Source organism: Candidatus Limnocylindrales bacterium, assembly GCA_035559535.1.
Lineage (GTDB): Bacteria > Moduliflexota > Moduliflexia > Moduliflexales > JAUQPW01 > JAUQPW01.
Window position 1 is genome coordinate 224,596 of record DATMBG010000022.1, and the last position, 20,983, is coordinate 245,578.

General features: G+C 46.5%; 16 protein-coding genes. 4 read left to right on the forward strand and 12 right to left on the reverse strand.

Going from position 1 to position 20,983, the window contains the following annotated elements; translation table 11 throughout:
- Nucleotides 1–195: 195 nt before the first annotated feature.
- The 9 genes from VNM22_07795 to VNM22_07835 all read right to left on the reverse strand — a co-directional run bounded on the left by VNM22_07795 (nt 196) and on the right by VNM22_07835 (nt 10,546).
- On the reverse strand, nt 196–810 hold the full coding sequence (locus VNM22_07795; protein ID HWP47052.1) for a redoxin domain-containing protein: 615 nt from the start codon (nt 808–810) through the stop codon (nt 196–198).
- A 68-nt stretch (nt 811–878) separates the two neighbouring features.
- Nucleotides 879–2,435 (reverse strand): glucose-6-phosphate dehydrogenase, encoded by a 1,557-nt coding sequence (gene zwf, locus VNM22_07800; protein ID HWP47053.1) that lies wholly within the window; start codon nt 2,433–2,435, stop codon nt 879–881.
- Between the two features lie 56 nt (nt 2,436–2,491).
- Nucleotides 2,492–3,967 carry a decarboxylating NADP(+)-dependent phosphogluconate dehydrogenase gene (gene gnd, locus VNM22_07805; GenBank protein HWP47054.1) on the reverse strand — a complete coding sequence of 492 codons (1,476 nt, stop codon included), beginning with the start codon at nt 3,965–3,967 and terminating at the stop codon, nt 2,492–2,494.
- 958 nt (nt 3,968–4,925) lie between these two features.
- A complete protein-coding gene (locus VNM22_07810; GenBank protein ID HWP47055.1) occupies nt 4,926–6,281 on the reverse strand; it encodes a B12-binding domain-containing radical SAM protein in 1,356 nt (451 codons plus the stop codon).
- A 20-nt stretch (nt 6,282–6,301) separates the two neighbouring features.
- Complete coding sequence (locus VNM22_07815) at nt 6,302–6,727, reverse strand: nucleotidyltransferase domain-containing protein (protein ID HWP47056.1); 426 nt, start codon at nt 6,725–6,727, stop codon at nt 6,302–6,304.
- Complete coding sequence (locus VNM22_07820) at nt 6,684–7,073, reverse strand: HEPN domain-containing protein (GenBank protein ID HWP47057.1); 390 nt, start codon at nt 7,071–7,073, stop codon at nt 6,684–6,686. The genes VNM22_07815 and VNM22_07820 overlap by 44 nt, the downstream gene beginning before the upstream one ends.
- Nucleotides 7,074–7,119: 46 nt before the next feature.
- Nucleotides 7,120–8,019, reverse strand: coding sequence for a sulfurtransferase (locus VNM22_07825; GenBank protein ID HWP47058.1), 900 nt, complete (start codon nt 8,017–8,019; stop codon nt 7,120–7,122).
- Between the two features lie 210 nt (nt 8,020–8,229).
- Complete coding sequence (locus VNM22_07830; GenBank protein ID HWP47059.1) at nt 8,230–9,138, reverse strand: NAD(P)-dependent oxidoreductase; 909 nt, start codon at nt 9,136–9,138, stop codon at nt 8,230–8,232.
- A gap of 115 nt (nt 9,139–9,253) precedes the next feature.
- The gene (locus VNM22_07835; GenBank protein ID HWP47060.1) at nt 9,254–10,546 is read right to left on the reverse strand and encodes a citrate synthase; all 1,293 of its coding nucleotides are present in this window, start codon (nt 10,544–10,546) and stop codon (nt 9,254–9,256) included.
- A gap of 267 nt (nt 10,547–10,813) precedes the next feature.
- On the opposite strand from VNM22_07835, the gene VNM22_07840 reads away from it, so the two are divergent.
- The 3 genes from VNM22_07840 to VNM22_07850 are packed head-to-tail and all read left to right on the forward strand — an operon-like array spanning nt 10,814 to nt 15,481.
- Nucleotides 10,814–12,223: an ABC transporter substrate-binding protein gene (locus tag VNM22_07840; GenBank protein ID HWP47061.1), complete on the forward strand. Its 1,410-nt coding sequence runs from the start codon at nt 10,814–10,816 to the stop codon at nt 12,221–12,223.
- Nucleotides 12,224–12,240: 17 nt separating this feature from the next.
- Complete coding sequence (locus tag VNM22_07845) at nt 12,241–14,127, forward strand: PAS domain S-box protein (GenBank protein ID HWP47062.1); 1,887 nt, start codon at nt 12,241–12,243, stop codon at nt 14,125–14,127.
- Entirely contained in the window at nt 14,108–15,481 is a 1,374-nt protein-coding gene (locus VNM22_07850; GenBank protein HWP47063.1) for a sigma-54 dependent transcriptional regulator, read from the forward strand. The genes VNM22_07845 and VNM22_07850 overlap by 20 nt, the downstream gene beginning before the upstream one ends.
- An 81-nt stretch (nt 15,482–15,562) precedes the next feature.
- On the opposite strand, the gene VNM22_07855 is transcribed toward VNM22_07850, so the two are convergent.
- The 3 genes from VNM22_07855 to araD all read right to left on the reverse strand — a co-directional run bounded on the left by VNM22_07855 (nt 15,563) and on the right by araD (nt 18,293).
- The gene (locus tag VNM22_07855; protein HWP47064.1) at nt 15,563–15,727 is read right to left on the reverse strand and encodes a hypothetical protein; all 165 of its coding nucleotides are present in this window, start codon (nt 15,725–15,727) and stop codon (nt 15,563–15,565) included.
- A 170-nt stretch (nt 15,728–15,897) separates the two neighbouring features.
- Complete coding sequence (locus VNM22_07860; protein ID HWP47065.1) at nt 15,898–16,182, reverse strand: hypothetical protein; 285 nt, start codon at nt 16,180–16,182, stop codon at nt 15,898–15,900.
- 413 nt (nt 16,183–16,595) lie between these two features.
- The gene (gene araD, locus VNM22_07865) at nt 16,596–18,293 is read right to left on the reverse strand and encodes an L-arabinonate dehydratase (GenBank protein HWP47066.1); all 1,698 of its coding nucleotides are present in this window, start codon (nt 18,291–18,293) and stop codon (nt 16,596–16,598) included.
- 364 nt (nt 18,294–18,657) lie between these two features.
- Here araD and VNM22_07870 point away from each other — a divergent pair, with 364 nt between their 5' ends.
- Entirely contained in the window at nt 18,658–20,877 is a 2,220-nt protein-coding gene (locus VNM22_07870; protein ID HWP47067.1) for an ATPase, T2SS/T4P/T4SS family, read from the forward strand.
- Nucleotides 20,878–20,983 lie beyond the last annotated feature (106 nt).

A 20,983-nucleotide genomic window follows, 5' to 3' on the forward strand; every position in this document is an offset into this window, starting at 1 on the left:
GTTCCTTCCTCTGCCAAGCGGGGGAAGATGAGTAGGTTAAACGTCTCGTTTGACATTAAGGAGACCCTCCTCAGGGATCTCACTCTTATCCTGGCGCGTAGGCCCCGACCCCTCCTATGCACCGGGATAAGTCCAGAAGGAATTACTTTACTAACCCCAACACCCCCTGCCTCTCCCATTTGAGGGTTAGAGCTGTTATTTTTCTAAATCTTCCAGGGCTTTTAAGAGAGGTTCCAGCGCAGGAGCTTCTCGAATGTCATGGACATCAATATAACGAAGGATACCCTGCTTATCCACAACGAATATAGCACGCTCATTGGCCAGTCTCACCTGGTCTGCATAATTTTCATCCCGGAAGATCCCGTACTTTTTGGCGACTTCATTGTTGAAATCACTTAGCAAGGGATAAGATAATTTAAGGGATTCTGCCCAAACCTTATGGGCGAAGACGCTATCAGCACTTATACCCAGTACCTGGGCATTTTTTTCTTCAAACCGGGAAAGTTCTTTCTGGAATGAAGAAACCTGCTGAATTCAAACAGGGGTCCAATCCAGAACATGAAAGGAGAGAACGACATTTTTCTTTCCCTTAAACTGGCTTAGAGTAACCTTTTCTTTACCGTCGACTGGCATACTGGCCGGCAGGGTAAAGTCCGGGGCAGGCTCTCCAACCTTGAGATGCGTTTGAGTTCTAACCGGAATCCGTTCATCGGCGCTGTAGGCGTAGGGGATCAAGGTACCCAGACTTAACATTAAAATAACTAGTAGGTCAATCGTCTTGACAGTCAAATAATGTACTTTTTTTCTCATTCTAGAACTTCTCAAAGGTCAGAAGTCAGAGCAATTCCTGGCTTCTAACTTTTGAGGGTTAATAATCTTTACAGTCGTCTCCATCTTCGACCATCTTTTTGAATCAGCTCATCGGCTTCTTTAGGTCCCCAGGTTCCCGCTTCATAATTAGGAAACTGGGGGGTTGTTTGTTGCCAGGCCTTCAAGATGGGCATGACTAACTGCCAGGAAACTTCTACCATATCACCTCGGGCGAAGAGAGTAGAATCTCCCAGCATGGCATCGAGTAGGAGTCGTTCGTAGGCTTCAGGGGACTTCTTTCCAAAGGAAGTTCCGTATTGAAAATCCATATTGACTGGGCGGATATGAATGGCCTGGCCGGGTAATTTAGCTTCAAACTTGAGGGAGATACCTTCATCGGGCTGAATGCGCAGGATCAGGGTATTAGGTTCCAGAGGTCCTTCGGCGGCATTTTTGAAAAGGAGGTGGGGGACCTGGCGGAACTGGATAGCGATTTCAGTCACCCGTTTGGGTAAACGCTTACCGGCCCGGACGTAAAAAGGGACCTCGGCCCATCGCCAGTTATCGATGAGGAATTTAACCGCCGCGTAGGTTTCCGTATTAGACTTGGGATTTACATTTTCTTCCTGCCGATAACCTTTAACCCTTTGTCCACCCACGGAGCCTTCTCCATATTGCCCCCGGACTGCCACTTTATTCACCTCCTGGATCAGGCATTCCGGATCTGTTGGGAGAGGACGAACGGCCCGCAACACCTTTGTTTTTTCATCTCGCACGTCATCGGCTTTTAAAGAAATGGGGGGTTCCATGGCAACCAGGGCCAGAAGTTGGAGCATATGATTTTGGATCATATCCCGAAGGGCTCCGGCCTGCTCATAGTAACCACCCCGGTTTTCTACTCCGATAGTCTCGGCGGCGGTGATTTGTATGTGGTCAATATAACGTCGATTCCAGAGAGGTTCGAAAATACCGTTGGCGAATCGCAGGACCATGATATTTTGAACAGTTTCCTTACCCAGATAGTGGTCGATCCGGTAGACCTGATCCTCGGTAAAAACCTTCAGAACTTCCCGGTTTAACGCCCGTGCACTTTCCAGATCATAACCGATGGGTTTTTCGATGATGATTCGGACCCAGCTCCCCGGGTTAGAGCGGTTTAGTCCGATAGCGCCCAGCATTTGGATAATATCTGTATAGAGGCTGGGAGGCGTAGAGAGGTAAAACAATCTATTGCCACAGGTTCCACGCTCGCGATCTATTTGAGCCAATAACCCGGCCAGCATTTGGTAATTGTCCTGATTTTTATAATCCATGGGGAGGTAAAATAAACCTGCGGCAAAATTTTCCCAAAGGGTGGGATCGACCGGGCCCCCTTCATAGAATTGGTGGACGGCGTTGCGCATAGCGGCACGGAAGGTATCGTGGGTCATAGGGGTACGGGCTGCCCCCACAACGGAAAATCCTTCACCCAGCAAATTTTGCTGCGCCAGACTATAAAGGGCTGGAACGAGCTTACGTTTAGTTAAATCTCCTGAGGCTCCAAAGATGACCACCACACAAGGTTCTGCTACCCGCTGCAGGCGTAAACCCTCTCGAAGAGGGTTTTCAGAGAGAGTTGCTTCCATAACCGCCAGAAGACAGAATTCAGAATTTTTCTATTCTGGTTCCTGTCTTCTGATTTTTACTGTTGTCCGGTAATGCTTGCCCAGTCCGTATGGATCGGGCCAAGCTCAGGTTTATCGATACGTTCATAAAGGTGAGCCCCGAAGAAGTCCCGCTGGGCCTGGGTTAAGTTCTGGGGTAGATGGGCCGTACGATAAGTATCAAAGTAGGCCAGGCTGGCCGACATGGCCATCAGGGGGATACCCAGGTTCTGAGCCAGCGAAACCGTTTGTCGCCAGCGGGGTTGTGCTTCGCTTACCCAGGTTCGAAAGTCAGGATCCAAAAGGAGATTGGGTAAATCCGGTCTACGTTGGTAGGCCTGTTTAATCTTATCCAGAAACTGCGCCCGAATGATGCATCCCCCCTTCCAGATCCGACTTATCTCCCCCAGGTTAATATGCCATTGATACCTGTTCGAGCCTGCCCGAATCAGCGCCATCCCTTGGGCATAAGAGCAAATCTTACTGGCATATAGGGCATCATGAACGGCGGAGATCAACTCCTTTTTATTTCCCGTGTAGGAGGAAAGAGAAATCCCCGGATCTCCGGTTTGCGGGCCGGGGATCTGCTGACTTGCCTGGACCCGTTCTTCTTTGAGATTGGAAAGTAAGCGGGCTTCAATGGCTGCATGGATCGTTGGAATGGCAACCCCTAAGTCCAATGCCACATGGGAGGTCCACAGGCCGGTCCCCTTCTGACCGGCCTTGTCCAGAATCAAATCAACCAGTGGCTTGCCGGTTTCTGGATCTTTCACCGTGAAGATTTTTGCCGTAATCTCGATCAGGTAGGAGTTAAGTAAACCTTTATTCCACTGAAAGAAGATGTCGGCCAGCTCATCGGCTCCCAGGCCTAAGACCCGTCGCAGGATATCATAGGCTTCAGCAATAAGCTGCATGTCCCCGTATTCGATACCGTTATGAATCATTTTGACAAAATGGCCTGCACCGTCCGGACCCACATAGGTCACACAGGGACCATCGTCTACTTTGGCCGCGATAGCTTCAAAGATCGGACGGATCTCCTCGTAAGCTTCCCGTTCTCCACCCGGCATCAAGGAAGGCCCCCACAATGCTCCCATCTCACCCCCGGAGACACCGGAACCGATAAAGCGGAGACCTTCTGCGGCCAGTTCTTTTTCACGCCGTTGGGTATCTTGAAAGTAAGAATTACCCCCGTCAATAATAATATCCCCTGGCTCCAGATACGGCTTTATCTGACCGATAGTCCAATCTACAGGATCACCGGCCTTGACCAGAAGCATAATTTTGCGAGGTCTCTCCAACGCTTGAACAAAATCCCGAATCGACCTGGTTCCTATGATTTTCTTTCCCTGTGCCTTGGTCCGTAAAAATTCATCTACTACCTCCGGAGTACGATTCCATACCACAACCGAATAACCATGACGTTCGATATTGAGAACCAGATTTTGTCCCATTACAGCGAGTCCTATCAGGCCAAACTGGGCTTTTCCAATCTCTGTTTTTGCGGTAGACATATCTGAGACGTAAAATGTAAAACATAAAAGGATGCCAATACCTTCTATTATGTTTTAGATTTTACCTTGTTTTACTTTGAGGTTAATAGGTGTGAGTTCCATATTGAGATCTCCAATTTAAGCCCGGGATTTGGGTCATCCTGAGGGTCTATAAGTTTAGTTATCGGATACTATTTCAAGGATATGGAAATAAGGAGGAATTGTCAAGGTGATACGTTTAGCCCCTTTGATTTCTTAAATCTTACCGATTGAGCAGGAACTTTGAGCTCATCCCGTGGCAGTGAGATCCCCTCACTTTGTGGCCTATCCATTTTCTTTACAGCCCCTAACCGGCCTTGTTTCTTCTCCCAGATTACGATTAACAGACTGGCCCCAATGATCAATGCAATAAGTAATATACCCATAACGACCCAGGTACCCGATTTTCTGAAAGTTTTACTCAGCAACCCTGGGGATGGAGCTTGAGAGCTTTGTTTGGAAGGATGGGGTTCCATTTTCAAAAGCAGTTTATTATCCAGCCGGAAAATCAAGGATCCTATAATGCCATAAATCTTCCTTCAAAATACATGGATTCTATGTAAACCATACCTTATAAAGGAGAATTGTCAAGGGCTGTGTGATAATTTTATGGAAAGTCGAAACTGATAACATCATCTTTCATTTCAAAAGACTTTCAGAAGCAACATCCTTTAAACAGGTCGCCCCGCTGGGGCTAACCTTCCTATCCTGGTTCGTAGGGTGATGAGGTAGGGTGAGGACAGGATACCAGTCTATAGCCTGGCCAGCTCCCGTTTGGCCCTATCCGGCTCTATCCAAGTACCTAACTGTTCAAAGATTTCCAGGGCTTTGGTTAAATATTTCCGAGCCTGGGCGGTATTCCCTTACTGTTTGTAGAACCGTCCATAGCCTGTGCAAGTTCGGGCTAATTCACTCTCGGTACCCTGCAAGGTAAAGAATCCTATAGATCTTGCAAGGAGTTTTCCAGTCTTTGATTGAGCTGATTACACAACCCTTTCAACCGATTTACCTCTGCTTCGCCTAAAAAACGGCTGGAGAATACCGTCTTATTATGCCATAAAGGCTCATCCAGATCGACCCATGGACGGCACGACTCTCCATCTGGAGTCCCAGGAATCGGTGAAAATTCCGATAACATCAATCGAATCCCCAGGCTATGGGCAAAATACATGGAAGCCTCAACATGCTGTTGATCTGCTTGTGGGTGGGCAATGATAAGGTACGCGGTGATGTGGTTCAAGTCGGCTCCTGCCCAGGTCAGGTTATCTACGGCCCGAATCAGTTCTTCGGAATAAACCTTTCCTCCTGTTCGCCGTTGCCATTCGTAGGCGCTACTCTCAAATCCGAGATAAAATGTCTTAAAACCTGCCTGAATCATGAGCTTTGCCAGCTCTTTGGTAATAAACCGTGCATTGAGGGCATTGGGGGTATGGAAGTAAACTTCTCTCTCCTTCTTCAGAACCTGCTGCAAGAACGGAATCAATATTTTGTCGGACCGAAAAAGGAGGGCATCATCATAAAAGACCACATTCTGAACTTCACGTTGATGAAGGAAATCAAGTTCTGCCAGAGAATATTCCAGGGATCGACCTTGAAACTTAGGATAAACTTGCGGTACCGAACAGTACGTACAACGAAAAGGGCATCCATCGGCCAGTTTTAAAACCCCTACCTTTAAATTTTCGTACCCTTCCCAAAACGGAAGTTCTTGCAGATCTGGAGCTATCTTTAAAAAGCGCCACAGCGGCTCCAGCTCCAACCCATCGATGACCAGGTCGGCTCCCAGACCCTGGGCGTGTTGTGGACAGAGGGTTGCGTAAACTCCTCCCAGTACAATTTTGGTTTGGGGTGAGAAGGTTCGGATATCCTCAATGACCTCCCGGACTCCCAAATACCAGTAGGTCATTACGGTCTGAACCAGAGCGAAATCAAAAGGACCCTCTTGCATTAAAAAGGTTTGAAAGTATTTCCTTGGAAGTCCAAACCGACGGTAATTCCTTGGAATTTGAGAAAACGGAGCGGGTCTTGGAATTATCTCTGAATAAAATTGCCCCCGTCCCCAGGGATCGGAGCGAAGTCTTTTAGAATTCGGTACCTGGGGATGAAAGCGATCCAGGTAATCAAAGAGACGAAGCTCCCCTTTTCCACGGAGATAACCTGCCACCCGAAGGAGTCCATAGGGTTTCAGCCAGAAATCGTAAGCAGAGAAATCGTAAATAGGAGGATTTACAAGCAGGATCTTATACCCTTTCCCCATTAAAACATGACCCGGGCCGTCCCAGGGATGAAAATCCATTTACCTGGAAGGAATGGGTATTAGAGGCCATTCTTATCTGGAATTTCTTTTATTTCTGTCTTTACCGAAAAAGAAGTAAAGCCAGGTCTGGTATAAACCCAGATTGCTTCTTTCATCACCGTTTGGTAAAACCTTCTTCCTTCCTGACCGAGTTTTTTCCATTCCTCCCTGGTATAAACCAAAAGATCCACCGGCACGGGAAGTTCCCCGGTATCCCATGTAAGCGTGCGTTTCTCAAAGGGTTGGTCTGAACTTTCCAGGATAACAATCAAATCAAGATCACTTCCTACCCCCCAATCCCCACGGGCATAGGAACCAAAATAACCTATCTGTAATATTTCTTTTCGACTTTGTACAATCTTTTCGGCCCAGGAACGTATGGCCCGGTCGACCATTTCAGCGTCAGGCCATTTGAAAACGGACGAATTCAAGGATCTCACGGGCATATCGAATCGCCTCTTCGCTTTGTAGGGGACCATAATGTTCAAAGGGTGCTCCCTCGGGATGCCCATTGGGATAACGGGAAGGTATGTAAAAATTATCAAGAAAGCGCCCTTTCTCCACCAGCCCTTGGGGAACGGGCACAGTTGCCGGTAACTCTTGAAGGAGTCTGGCTATTGCGTGTCCCCAGGCTTCCTGTCCCAGGTAAAGGTGTAAAGCCTTCACAGCTTTTTCTGCAGATTGTTGAGCAGCAAAGCATGCCCACTCATGACGCTCCGCCCGGCGGGAATCTTCAGCCTGTTCTAAATCTCGCAACGCTTGATTCAACCAGTCTCGGCTACGATTAGGCATGATCCCTCTCCTTCTGAAGGGCATAACCCATCCTATGCATACTTTCCTATGGTTTTGGAATCTCGATGGGCAGATCCAGCCGATCTCCCCACTCTTTCCACGACCCTATGTAGTTGTGGAGCTTCGGATAACCGATGAGTCGCAAAGCTAAATAGGCGTGGGAAGAACGGTATCCACCCTGGCAATACGAGACGATATCTTTCTCCGGGGTCACACCGGCAGCTTCATACATGGCTTTTAATTCGTCGGCGGGTTTGAAGGCCCCTTTTTCATCCAGGTTATGGGTCCATTCCAGGTGGACTGCCCCCGGAATAGCCCCTCCACGGGCAGCACGTACGTTACGAGCGTAATACTCCTCCTCACTCCTCGTATCCAGAATTACGGTATCAGGATCGTGGAGGTGTTTGAGAACTTCCTCGGCATTCCAGAAAAGCTCAGGTTTGGGTCTGGCCTGGAAATGAGACGCCTTAGGCTCTGTCACTTCTGTCGTTACAGGATAACCGGCTGCAACCCAGGCGTTAAATCCGCCATCCAGGACATGCACATCTTCATGGCCGAAGTATTCCAGAAACCAAAACCCACGGGCAGCTTTCATACCGCTGATATTCTCATAAAAAACAACCGTTTTATCGAAATCGACCCCTCGATGTTGAAGGAGGTACTGATACATCCACATGAAGGCCCGAGAAGCCTCAGGGCCTGTATCGATAAGACTGATTCCGTAAAGATCAAAATGGATGGCTCCCGGGATATGTCCCCGGGCGAACTCGTGGGACAATCGAACATCGATCAGGCACAATCTGGGATCCTTCAACCGTGTAAAGAGTTGGGTTGGGGTAAAGAGCAACTGAGGATGGGTATAGCCTTTGCTGTTCAAAAGTTCATCTATACGATCTGGCCATCGTGAATAGATCGATGAGGAATTTAGATTGGTTTCATCACCCATAAATCTTTCCTTTCTCAGAATCTGATAGGGGGAGCCGGTTATAGAAATAAGGCCCGATAATTCCCCTTCTCATCTCTTGGCCCTCACCCCCAGCTCCCTCCCTCTCCTCCCTCCCCGTCCACGGGGAGGGAGGGGGTGGGAGTGGAGAGGGGAGTTGGGGAGTGAAAGCAGCCCTATGAGCCAAAATTAGGTAAACAGTTTACTACCTGCTTACAACTGGTTATTTTGATGACCACCTACTCGAATTCCGGCCAGAGCCTCGATGGCATGAATAACCGAGGATACATCTTCTTCCCCGTGACCGAGGGCACGGGCTGCTTTGAACATTTCAAGGGCTGTTGCAGCCAGGGGAAGGGGGACTCCGAGTTCATCTCCCGTTGCTAAAACCAGCTTCAGATCCTTGCACATATGTTTGAGGGCAAAGTGGGTTTCAAAGTCCCGGTTGATAATTTTAGGGCCTCGCATCTCCATATTACCCGTTTTAGCACCTCCGGCCAGGGTACACTCCTTAAGATCGTTCAGGTTAAGTCCCGCTTTGGCACCCAGGGCTAAGCATTCGGCAACGGCTTCCATGGTTGCCCCCACCATCAACTGGATACACATTTTCGTGTAAGCGCCCATACCCTGGCCTCCCATGTAAGTTATCTTTTTCCCCATAGCCTGGAAAATTTCCAGACAGTCTTCAAAGATCTTTCGATCCCCACCGACCATAATCCCTAGACTGGCTTCCTCGGCTGCCTTTTTACTTCCTACCACCGGAGCATCCAACAGGTAACAACCTCTGGCTTTGACCTGTTCTGCAATCTCCTTGCTGACCATAGGGGAAATGGTACTCATATCAATAATAATAGTCCCTTTCTTGGCCCCCTGGAGCACGCCCTGATCCCCTAAAATAACCTCCTTCACGTCGGGGGAATCGGAAACCATGGTAATGACAACGTCTGCGTTCTCTCCAACAGCCCTGGGAGAATTCACAGCTATTGCACCTGAGGACACCAGTTCTCGGGTTTTTTCTTGGGTTCGATTATAAACCGTCAGAGGGAAACCCGCCTTTAAAATATTTCTGGCCATGGGCCTTCCCATAACTCCCAGTCCGATGAATCCGACTCTTTTCTTCATATCTCTCTGTTCCGGAAGCAATGGGGATAGGTAGCGGATCATAAACAACGGACCACAAACACTTCTTATCGGCCTCCCTTTACTGCCTGCTGCCTATCGCCCACCACCCGCTTTTTTAAGACCGCGCCTCTATAGGTACATAATCACGTTTTTGTGGACCTATGTAAATCTGTCGAGGACGGCTGATCTTCTGTTCCTTATCCAGAAGCATCTCTTCCCACTGGGCAAGCCACCCCACCGTCCGCGCAATGGCAAAGAGCACCGGAAACATATCTACAGGAAATCCCATGGCCTGATAAATGATCCCCGAGTAAAAATCGACGTTAGGATATAATTTTCTGGTTACAAAATAATCATCTTCCAGAGCGATCCGCTCCAACTCCAGGGCAATATCCAACAGTGGGTTCCTTCCGGTTACCTCAAAGACCTCATCTGCAATCTTTTTGATAATTTTAGCTCTGGGATCATAGGATTTGTAAACCCGATGTCCGAATCCCATCAGACGGCCTTCTCCGGCTTTAACGTGCTTAATAAATTCAGGAACCCGACTTTTGGAGCCAATCTGGTTTAGCATTTTTAATACTTCTTCATTGGCTCCACCATGTAAAGGGCCATACAAAGCAGCAATGGCTGCAGCAACGGCTGAATAAGGATCTACATGGGAGCTGCCTACTGTTCGCATGGCATTGGTACTACAGTTCTGTTCATGGTCTGCATGAAGGATAAACAGAACATCCAAAGCCCTTTCGAGAACCGGATGAGGTTGGTACTTAAGTTCGGTCATCTTAAACATCATGTTCAAAAAGTTACCGGTATAGGAGAGATCGTTATCCGGATAAGAGTAGGGCATTCCAATTCCATGGCGATAGGCAAAGGCGGCAATGGTGGGTATCTTTGCAATGAGGCGATGAATTTGAATCTCTCTAATCTTGGGATCGAAAATATTTTTAGCCTCCGGATAAAACGTAGAGAGGGCTCCTACTGTACTCAACAACATTCCCATGGGGTGGGCATCATAACGAAATCCATCCATGAACTTACGGATATTTTCGTGAACCATGGTATGATGGGTAATAATGTAGACAAATTCTTCATATTGAGATCGGGTTGGTAGCTCTCCATAGAGGAGTAAATAAGCAGTCTCCAAATAAGTACTCTTCTCGGCCAGTTGTTCAATGGGATAACCCCGGTACCATAAAATTCCCTTTTCCCCATCAATGAAGGTGATTCGGCTTTGACAGTAAGCAGTATTCATAAAGGCCGGATCGTACGTCATCAACCCAAAATCATCCTCCGATACCTTAATCTGCCTTAAATCAAGAGCACGAATAGCTCCATGGGTAATCGGGATCTCATATGTTTTCCCCGTACGATTATCCGTGATGGTTAGCGTTTCTTTCGGTGCCATACACCCTCCTTATAGTTGCAAAAACACCCCTTCAACCCTTTAAGTAAATTTCTAGTCGATATTTATAGTATACCTCTATTTAGACAAAATCCATAGAACTATTTTATTTAAAAGTATGGGAGTGTGGGAGTATGGGGGTAGGGAAGTGGGGAAGTATGGGGGTAGGGAAGTGGGAAAGATAGAACTCCCATACTCCTACACTCCCACACTCCCATACTCCCATACTCCCACACTTCCACACTCTTACTTAGATTCTATTCGAAGGACATGAAACCCTGGGTCACTTTTTTGCTAGAACTGCTTGCCCTGGCGGGAATGTTGAGCTGTAGTACGTCTGAAAAACAAAGTTATGTGGCGCCAAAGGAAACTCCAACAACCCCTACGGAAAGGGATATATTACCCAAAAGTAGCGTGAATTGGATTGGACATTGGTTGGGTCAGGATAAACGTGAAACCCTTGTAAGGGAAGTAGCTCGGGAATTCGAGTTTTTGAATCCGGAGATAGAGGTTAATCTCAAATTCCCTCAAGAGATATTCGGAAATCGTAGCAAGGCTTTAATCGCCAAACAGTATGCCGACAGGATTCGTAAAGGTAACCTGGATTGGGATGTTATCTGGATGGATCCCGGAATTTATCAATTGGTGGCCCAGGATCTGGGGGATGCCGAGTGGGGAAAAAAGTATCTGGTTAACTTTGAGGAGGTGGATGGCTTTAAGGAAACGCAGAAGCCTTTTATTCTGGAAGACCCTATCTATAAGAATCAAACCGGTGGTATACTCATCGGACCTTTTATAGAAGGATTCTATTGGGCCCTTTTTTATAATACGGAAGTTGCCAAAAGAATAGGAATAGAAATTAAGCAAGAAGATATGACTTTCGACGATCTGTTAGGATATGTTAAAAAGGTTTACGAATACAGGCAGAAGAACCACGTGGATATCGCGGCATTTTATGAGGCCAGGGATGCATTTTCCTTGGGGGTTCTGTTTCAAAGCCTGGTCACCTCAGAGCTTAGGGATTTTCGTAAAGTAAAAGAAGAGGTAACCTCGGAAGAAAAATGTGCAGCGTTACTGAAGACTTTTCGAGCCTTTGAAGAGTTAGGGAAATATGATCCCTTAATCCCTTCCCATGCCAGTAATCTCTGGTTTGAAACGAAGCATCTTGCCTTAGAGGATAAGGTACTTTTCCAGATCGGGGGAACCTGGATGTACAATACCTGGCGTCAGATATCCGAAGACAAAATGAAGAAGATGATTCCTGCTGAGTTACCCGTTTTTCAGGAAGTGAATTATTATCCCGGTGGCTATATCCCAACCTGGGCGGTGTTTAAAGATGCACCCCATCGGGATAACGGCATTAAGTTACTGTTATTCTGGAGTACACCCAAGGTAGCCGAAAAGTGGGTACGGTATACGAAAAGTCCAACGGGTTTACGAGGTCATTTCTCCACTCCGGAAATTGGAGCCGATGTGTTTGAAAAATTTCAACATAGAATCACAACCAAATACGGTAAAAATGTTTTGGCAGTTTCCAATGCCGGGTATTTATTAGGAAAGGAAAACAGGCTCCTTTTGAAGGACATATCCGAAAAAATTATAGAACTCCTGGAAGGCCGAACAACGGCAGAGACGGCATATCACGAAGTCATCGTAAAAGCCGGATTGGAGAAAAATTAGACGCTGAATTAAAGGACATGCCAAAGACAAAGAGGTTTCAGGATAGTTTAATCTTTAAAATAGGAGTCGTTATTGTTGCGGTAGAATCTATCATCCTTTTTGCCCTGGGTTTTTATTATATTAATCGATTTTCCAACGAGATTGATGAAAGGATTCACCGACAACTCCAAATTCCGGGGATTCTCATGGGCAAAGGTTTATTAAATTATGAATCGGTAGAGGATAAAAAAACCATGGAACAATTGGTTGGGGAAACATTGATAGATGCCCTGTTGATCGGTATTAACCACAAAGTATTTTACTCCCTCAATGGGGATTATGTGGGACGAAAAATTACGGAAATACCCGACATAAAGTTCATGGACAGACTGGATGAAACCCTGACAGAGATTGAAGAAATGAAGATATCGGAAGGTCAGAAGAACTATCGAATCAGTATAGCCCCTATTCGCCTGGAAGATGGGAAAATGGTTGGCTTTTTGTATATTAAGGCCGGAACCGATCAACTGGAACATAAAAAAAAGATCCTTACAATGGTTTTTGTAGCTGGCTCTCTTTTTTGTATTCTACTTACAACCTGTGCTACCGTTTGGTTACTCCATTGGATTATCTCTAAAAGGATTCAAAATACCCTGGCCTATTTAAAGAGGGTGGAGGCGGGCCATCTGGAAACAAGAATAGATCCTATCTTATCTCAAGATGAAATAGGCCTTCTCCAAAAAGGCATTAATTCCATGGTATCGGAAATAGAAGAACAGACCAGAGCACTTCAGGAAAGCGAAGATCGGTATAAAGGCCTGGTGGAGTCCTGCCCGGATGCTATTTTTGTCGAACAGGAGGGAAAAATAGTTTATGTAAATCCGGCGGGTTTGGATCTTTTCGGTTATAAAGCCATATTTGAGTTAAAGGGATATGGCCTTCAGGATTTATTCATTCGGCAAGATGATAATCCCATCGAAAAATGGATAAGCTCCACCTCTGAGACCCGATCTTCTTTTATGGAGGGGAAACTGACTCGAAAGGATGGAGAACTCATCGATGTGGAAGTAATACTTACCCTTACCCGGTATCAGGGTAAACCGGCCGTACAAATAATGGTTCGAGATGTCACCGAGATAAAGAATCTCAGACAAAAGACCCAGAGAATGAAACAACTTGCGGATTTGGGACAGCTTTCCGCAACCATCGCCCATGAAATTCGTAATCCCCTGGCGTCTATCCGTTTAGGTCTTGAGAGGCTTTCCGACCGGCTGGCGATTCCTGAAGCTTATAAAACTATTTTTAGCAATATTGAGCAAGGTATCTCACGAATCCAGGCCATCATCGATGGAATTTTAGACTTTACCCGCCCGGTAATACCCGATTTAAAGAAAGTAAACCTTCATGATCTATTAGATAGCAGTCTTTCTTCGGTACAGAACGAGTTGGAACAGGCCAGGATAATTATTATAAAAATTTACATGCCGATTCAACCCTACGTTCTTGTAGATCCTTATCAAATGATCCAGGTCTTTATTAATCTCTTTCTGAACGCAAAACAGGCCATGCCATCCGGTGGAAAGCTTACAATCCGTACGATTCTTCGAATTCCTCCGGCCAATCGCAGGGCAAGCTTCGGCTCAACCCAGGACAAACTCCCTCAAGATATCACCGACCGGGTCCCTCTTATAGAAGTTCAAATTGAGGATACGGGAAAAGGAATCCCTCCGGAGAATCTGGATAAGATTTTTACTCCCTTCTTTACTACACGGGCCAATGGAATCGGTTTAGGACTGGCCGTAGTTTCTCGAATTCTTGAACAACATCAAGCTCAAATATGTGTTGAAAGTCAGGTTGGAGTTGGCACAAAATTTATCATAAAACTTCCTTTCCCAGGAGACGACTATGAAAAAAGCTACTCGTAAAAAGATCTTACTTGTAGAAGATGACAGATTATTCCAACAGATGGTGAAGGATTTCCTTGTAGATTTCTACGAAGTGATACCTTCTGAGTCCGCCGAGAGTGCGTTGAATATTTTAAGGAAAACCGTTCCAGATTTGATTTTGCTGGATATTCGATTACCTGAAATGGACGGTATAGAAGCTTTAAAAAGAATCAAAACTCTTTGGCCCGATATACCCATTTTAATGTTAACGGCAGTAGATCGAGTAGCAACGGTGGTCGAGGCTATGAAATTAGGTGCCTATGATTATCTGACCAAACCCCTGGTCGGCAAAGAACTCTTGATAAAGATCGACCGGGCTTTGGAATCCCTGGAGATTAAGCGAGAACTCGAACGGCGTCGGAAGTTGCAACTGGCTACAAATAGAGAGTATCGGCTTATAGGAGTTAGTGCAGCTTTAGAAAAGGTAAGGGAACAAATACAAATTGCAGCGGTTTCCGATATCACTGTTTTAATCCAGGGCGAAACGGGAACCGGTAAGGAACTGGTTGCTCGAGAGATTCATGCTCGTAGTTCCCGTGCCGATGAGCCTTTTGTGGCTGTGAATTGTGGAGCTATTCCTAAAGATTTGATAGAATCAGAATTCTTTGGTTATAAAAAAGGAGCTTTTACGGGAGCTCAGAGAAATGAAGTGGGAAAATTTCAGTTGGCGGACCGTGGAACGCTACTGCTGGATGAAATTAGCGAGTTACCCCTCGATGCGCAAACCAGGCTTTTACGGGTTTTGGAAGAGGAAGAATTTTACCCGGTCGGCAGTACCGAGCTTGTGAGAGTGGATGTTCGAATCATAGCCTCAACCAACAAAAATTTGAAACACCTGATGGAACAGAGAGCTTTTAGAGAAGACCTGTTTTTCCGCTTGAACGTGTATCCCATTTTCCTTCTACCCCTTCGGGAACGTCCGGAGGATATTATTCCTCTGGCCGAATATTTTATGGAACGTTTTAGTACCAAATTTGGTAAGAATTTCACGGCGATTAGTCCAGAAGCCAAAGAGATCCTGCTAAAATATCCCTGGAGGGGAAATGTTCGAGAACTTCGCAACGTCATCGAACGGGTGGTCATCTCCGAGAAAGGAACCCTCATTGAAAAAGAACATCTCTCCTTCATCGAGACCCTTTCTCCCATCGAGCTCTCCAAAGACTCTCTTAAACTTCCCGAGATCGGTTTAGATAGGATGTTAGAAGAAACAGAAAAAAGGTTACTACTCGAAGCCCTGGAACTTGCCAGGGGAAGCAAACCCAAAGCCGCCGAATTGTTAAAGATCTCTCCCCCCTCCTTTTATTACCGTTTAGAGAAATATGGACTACACTAGGTCAGGACCGATCGCCATAAATATGCGCTGGGTTTCTTGGAGGGGCCATATTCGTACTATTTATTTTCAATTCCTATGGACCTATGGGGTCGTATCTTCAAGTCCTGCTTCTCTCAGAACCTGTTCTAAAAGTTGGAAAACTCCCCGAGATTGAGCTCCTCGCTTCAGATATTCATAATCCAGTGTATCACGCTGAACTTGCAAGACGCCTAACACATCGTTCCATTGCCGTATAGGAGATATCAAGCTGCTTTAATACCTCAGCAACGCGCTGAGGAATGCAAAGGGGTTCTGCAAGCATCCTCCTAGAACCTATCCGACAAAGTCCTGATCTCGATACACCAGGCTTCGATGCACTTTGCTACTTAACCACCGGTACTTCATCAACGAATTTTTCGGATAGTTCCTTAATAGCCCTATTGTTCGGGATCCCAGTGAGAGACCCGTATCATGGTTTCTCCTGGTAGCCAAAGTGCAGCTAAGCGAAGTTGTTGCTCTCGCTCTGAAATTTCTCCGTATTGTTTTCGAATACGAGCCAGTGCAAGCTGCTGAACCGCTTTTGTTAGTTCGTTGACCCGTTGTAGCTTTTGTTGGGGGGTCATCTTACGATAGCCAGCAATCAATATCTTTTGTATAGAAACAGGCGTATCCAGATTTTTGAAGGTTCTACGGCTTTCTAAAACATTTTTATTCGGAAACATAATAACGTATGAATGGTAAGGGAAAGTACACTTTTTACAATTCTAACTTTAATATAGTTGCGAGATTGATGCCAATCCGCAAATCCTTTGTTAGGACAACTGCTGGCGAGTCGGACTAAGCGGACGTAGTTAGGGTTTATGATGAAATTGAAGGAGCTACTTTTTTATTGACAAGAGCTTTTTTCTCAAAATATTCTTTTTTATCCCAACAAGGTATCAGGATTTCCTATACCTCTAATCCCCTGTCGTTACTGCGTTGCAAATCTCTAGTTATCAAGTTTTCCGGCAGTGAGAGTACGGGAGTGGGGAGGTATGGGAGTGTGGGAGTTCTATCTTCCCCACTTCCATACCCCCATACTTCCCCACTCCCATCCTTCCATACTTCCATACTAAAAGTATAGCCGTCCCCTTGACTATTGGAGATTTGTCGCCCGCAGAAAATCAAAATCAACCCCTTCGTGGGCCTGGAGGACGTGGTCCAGGTAGAGTTTTTCATAACCTCGATCGTAGGGGGGTTTTGGAGGTTTCCAGGCAGCCAGACGGCGGTTAATTTCCTCATCGGAAACTAAGAGATTGATCTTCCGGTTGGGAACGTCCAGTTCGATCAGGTCTCCGTTCTGGACAATGGCCAAAGGCCCCCCCACAGCCGATTCAGGGGAGATATGTAAAACCACCGTTCCGTAACTGGTCCCACTCATACGGGCATCGCTGATCCGGACCATATCTTCAACCCCTTTTCGCAATAATTTCGAAGGGATCGGTAGCTGCCCCCATTCCGGCATACCCGGGCCTCCTTTGGGACCTGCATTCTTTAATACCAGTACGCAGGTTTCATCCACATCCAGGTTGGGATCGTCAACACGCTGACGCATCTCCTCATAATTCTCAAATACGACGGCTCGTCCCCGATGTTTCAGCAGCTTGGGATCTGCAGCCGTCTGCTTGATGACGGCCCCGTGGGGAGCCAGATTTCCGTAAAGAATGACGGTACCTCCCTCCCCATGGATGGGATTATCCATAGATCGAATAACTTCAGAGTTGTAACATCTGGCATTCTTAATATTTTCGCCTATCGTCTTGCCTGTCACGGTCATGGCGTCCAGATGAAGCAGAGAGGAGATCTCTTTCATAACGGCGGGAATCCCCCCGGCATAGAAAAAATCTTCCATCAAGTATTTTCCCGAGGGTCGTACATTGGCAATAAAGGGGGTTCTTCTGGAAATCTCATCAAAGAGGGATAGAGGCAGTTTAATGCCCAGACGTCCTGCAATGGCAATCAGATGGATAATGGCGTTGGTAGAACCTCCGATTGCCATATCTACGGTAATCGCGTTTTCAATGGCCTTCTGGGTCATGATGTCGGAAGGTTTCAAATCCTCATATACCATTTCTACAATTCGGCGTCCGCTGGCTTCGGCAAAAGCATAGCGCCGGGAATCGGGGGCGGGAATATTGGCACACCCGGTAAGGGTCATTCCCAGAGCTTCGGCGAGACTGGTCATGGTAGAAGCCGTTCCCATAACCATACAATGACCTGCACTCCGAGAAATACTTCCCTCGATCTCACACCATTCTTCTTCACTGATTCTCCCGGCCCGCAGTTCATCCCAGTACTTCCAGACATCGGTTCCCGACCCAATCTCCTTTCCGCGCCACATTCCTCGTAACATGGGACCTCCTGGCACTACAATCGCAGGAATATTAACACTGGCAGCTCCCATGAGCTGGGCCGGGGTCGTTTTATCACAACCACATAACAGAACCACTCCATCCAGAGGATTTGCACGAATAGAGGACTCCACATCCATGGCCATGAGATTCCGATAAAGCATAGTGCTCGGTCTCATAACCGCCTCACCCAGGGAGATGGTTGGAAATTCCAATGGAAATCCTCCTGCCTGCCAGACACCTCGTTTAACCGCCTCGGCAACCAGACGAAGGTGGGCATTGCAATTGGTTAATTCACTCCAGGAGTTGCAAATTCCAATGACCGGTTTATTTTGAAAGACCTGTTCGTGAAACCCCTCGGCTCGCATCCAGGCTCGATGAATCATTCCCTGCTCATCCTTGCGCCCAAACCAATCTTGACTGCGTAGTCTCTTTTTCTCCATAAATTTTCAAGGGTTCGATCAAACCCCCAAGGATCCCTTTTGAGACCCGGAGACCCGGAGAAATTTCTCCGCGTCCCCATGTCTCCGCGTCTCCGTGTCCCCATGTCTCCGCGTCTCAAAAGGGGTCCTTGGGTCTTCCTGCCTTTATAGCTGAAAGATTTAAGTTTTATCAGGTTTAAAATCTGATATAATAAAAAAATTGGTCCCGAAGGGCTTATTTTTCAACCTCTAAAATTTTCTTCTTGACTTCTCTTATCTTCTCCTATTTATTCTTTTCCAGGCTGTTTTATCAGGAACTCTTTTTCCTCGGGGATTCTTCTAAATCAATCACCTTAACCCTTGTTATCCGTCGTAGAGGTGCCTTATGAATCGAAGGCGGCGGTTAGGAGAGGTTTTAGTCGAAGCTTGTCTGATAAGCCCGGAACAACTGGATCGGGTCCTGGCCATCCAACAGCATGAACAAAAGCCTTTGGGAAGAATTCTCATGGAACAGGGATGGGTCGAAGAAAAAGATATCTATAAGGCCCTCTCAGAAATCTGGGGGATCGAATACGTGGATATTTCCCAGGTCATGATCAGTCCCCAGGTTCTGCAGATTGTACCGGAAGAAATAGCTAAAAGATATCTGGTCTTCCCTCTTTTTCTCCAGGATAAACTCCTTTACCTGGCCATGGAAAATCCTCTCCAATTGGAGCCTATTCAGCTTATCGAATTTAAGACCCGGTTACGGGTTAAACCCTTACTGGCAAGCCGAAGCAAAATCCAGGAAGCCTTGAATCGCCACTTCAATATGGATAACTATGTAGAAAAAATCCTGGCCCAAGTTCAATCTAAAGAGAAAATTCAGGTGATCCAAAACCCCGAAGAAGAAGAGGATCTTAGTAAACTTGAAAAGTCCACCGAAGGAAGTCAGATCCTGCAACTGGTCAATCTGATTCTGGTCAATGCCATCAAAAAGCGGACCTCCGATATTCATATTGAACCGGCCGAGAGCCTGGTGGGAATTCGATACCGTATCGATGGACTCCTTTCAGATCCTATCCGGCTTCCCAAACCATTTCAACAACCTCTTGTCTCCCGAATCAAAGTTATGGCGAATCTGGATATTGCCGAGAAGCGAAGACCCCAAGATGGTAAAATTACCATCCACTTCTCGGGTCGGCCCATCGATCTGCGGGTCTCTACCTTACCGACCAATTTTGGGGAAAAGGTGGTTATACGCATCCTGGATAAGAAAGCAGCCCTTCATAACCTTGCCAGCCTGGGTATGTCAGAGACTCAACTGACCATTTTTCAGCAGGCCTTAAGTCAACCCCAAGGACTCATTCTGGTGACCGGTCCGACCGGTAGTGGAAAAACAACGACCCTTTATGCCGGCCTCAATGCGCTCCGGGATAAAACTAAGAATATCGTTACCATCGAAGACCCTATTGAATATCAACTGGAGGGTATCAATCAGGTACAGGTTAATAGAAAGGCGGGGGTTACCTTTGCCAGTGTTCTTCGATCCGTTTTACGTCAGGACCCCAATGTTATTCTGGTAGGAGAGATTCGAGATTCAGAAACTGCCGAGATTGCCATCCAGGCTTCCCAAACAGGTCACCTGGTTCTGAGTACTTTACATACCAACGATGCCGTAGCGACGGTAACCCGGTTGCTCAATCTGGGAATAGCTCCAGATCAAGTTGCTTCGAATCTCATTCTGGCCCTGGCTCAAAGACTTATTCGCCGGATCTGCCCGGCATGTAAAAAAAGTTATGTTCCTTCTTTTGAAGAGTTAAAAAAGTTTGGTCTTGGCAAGCCATCGGCAACGTCCTTTTCTACCCTGTATCGAGGAACCGGATGCGAGCAGTGTAGAAATATAGGCTATTATGGGCAGGTCGGTATTTTCGAGATGCTGGTTCCGGGAAATGATCTAAAACTTGCCATTTCAAATAAAACTTCGGAAACAATTCTAAAAAAAGTAGCTATAGAACAGGGGATGGCAACCCTCTTGCAGGATGGATTGAGTAAAGTCCGACAGGGAATCACCACCCTGGACGAAATAGCCCGGGTCTGCTATGTCCAGGAAGGCTTAACCGGGGAATCCCCCGGACTTAGAGAACTTTGCCGTACCTGCCAAAAGGAGTTGGATCCGAACTGGAAGTTGTGTCCTTATTGCGGGACTCCTAAACTTCCGGAACCCCCCGAAAGTTCCCAAAGGGTTTATAAGATTCTGGTTGCCGATGATGATGACCGCATTGGCGAAACCCTTGTGGCGATTCTGGAAGATCGGGGGTATCAGATCATACGAGCTTCCAACGGAGTAGAAACCCTGGATAAGGTTCAAAAAGAAAATCCGGATCTTGTGCTTCTAGATATTGGGATGCCCCTGAAGACGGGGTTTGAAGTTTGCGAGGAACTCCGTGCTTCGGTAGATACAATGTTTATTCCCATCATCATGTTGACGGCACAGACTTCCATTTCCGAGAAATTAAAAGGGCTCAGTCTGGGGGCCGATGATTATATCACAAAGCCATTTAACGGGGAAGAGTTAGTTGAAAGGATCAGAGCCGTTTTACGGCGGTCTTATCATACCCTTTAAAGGAAGGGATGAAAATTAAAATGCCTCTACAGATTTCTTGGATGGGTAGCTCATTCAGGCAGTAAATTAAGGAACAAAGGGATCTTTCAGAAACTTCCAGAAGAAG

Bases quoted from the DNA above. Each gene is read 5' to 3' on its own strand.
- VNM22_07825 (HWP47058.1), bottom strand. From the start codon at position 8,019: ATGGGTGATGAAACCAATCTAAATTCCTCATCGATCTATTCACGATGG.
- VNM22_07820 (HWP47057.1), bottom strand. From the start codon at position 7,073: ATGCCTAATCGTAGCCGAGACTGGTTGAATCAAGCGTTGCGAGATTTA.
- VNM22_07840 (HWP47061.1), top strand. From the start codon at position 10,814: ATGAAACCCTGGGTCACTTTTTTGCTAGAACTGCTTGCCCTGGCGGGA.
- VNM22_07850 (HWP47063.1), top strand. From the start codon at position 14,108: ATGAAAAAAGCTACTCGTAAAAAGATCTTACTTGTAGAAGATGACAGA.
- gnd (HWP47054.1), bottom strand. From the start codon at position 3,967: ATGTCTACCGCAAAAACAGAGATTGGAAAAGCCCAGTTTGGCCTGATA.
- VNM22_07810 (HWP47055.1), bottom strand. From the start codon at position 6,281: ATGGATTTTCATCCCTGGGACGGCCCGGGTCATGTTTTAATGGGGAAA.
- VNM22_07860 (HWP47065.1), bottom strand. From the start codon at position 16,182: ATGTTTCCGAATAAAAATGTTTTAGAAAGCCGTAGAACCTTCAAAAAT.
- VNM22_07870 (HWP47067.1), top strand. From the start codon at position 18,658: ATGAATCGAAGGCGGCGGTTAGGAGAGGTTTTAGTCGAAGCTTGTCTG.
- zwf (HWP47053.1), bottom strand. From the start codon at position 2,435: ATGGAAGCAACTCTCTCTGAAAACCCTCTTCGAGAGGGTTTACGCCTG.
- VNM22_07830 (HWP47059.1), bottom strand. From the start codon at position 9,138: ATGAAGAAAAGAGTCGGATTCATCGGACTGGGAGTTATGGGAAGGCCC.
- VNM22_07845 (HWP47062.1), top strand. From the start codon at position 12,241: ATGCCAAAGACAAAGAGGTTTCAGGATAGTTTAATCTTTAAAATAGGA.
- VNM22_07835 (HWP47060.1), bottom strand. From the start codon at position 10,546: ATGGCACCGAAAGAAACGCTAACCATCACGGATAATCGTACGGGGAAA.
- araD (HWP47066.1), bottom strand. From the start codon at position 18,293: ATGGAGAAAAAGAGACTACGCAGTCAAGATTGGTTTGGGCGCAAGGAT.
- VNM22_07815 (HWP47056.1), bottom strand. From the start codon at position 6,727: ATGCCCGTGAGATCCTTGAATTCGTCCGTTTTCAAATGGCCTGACGCT.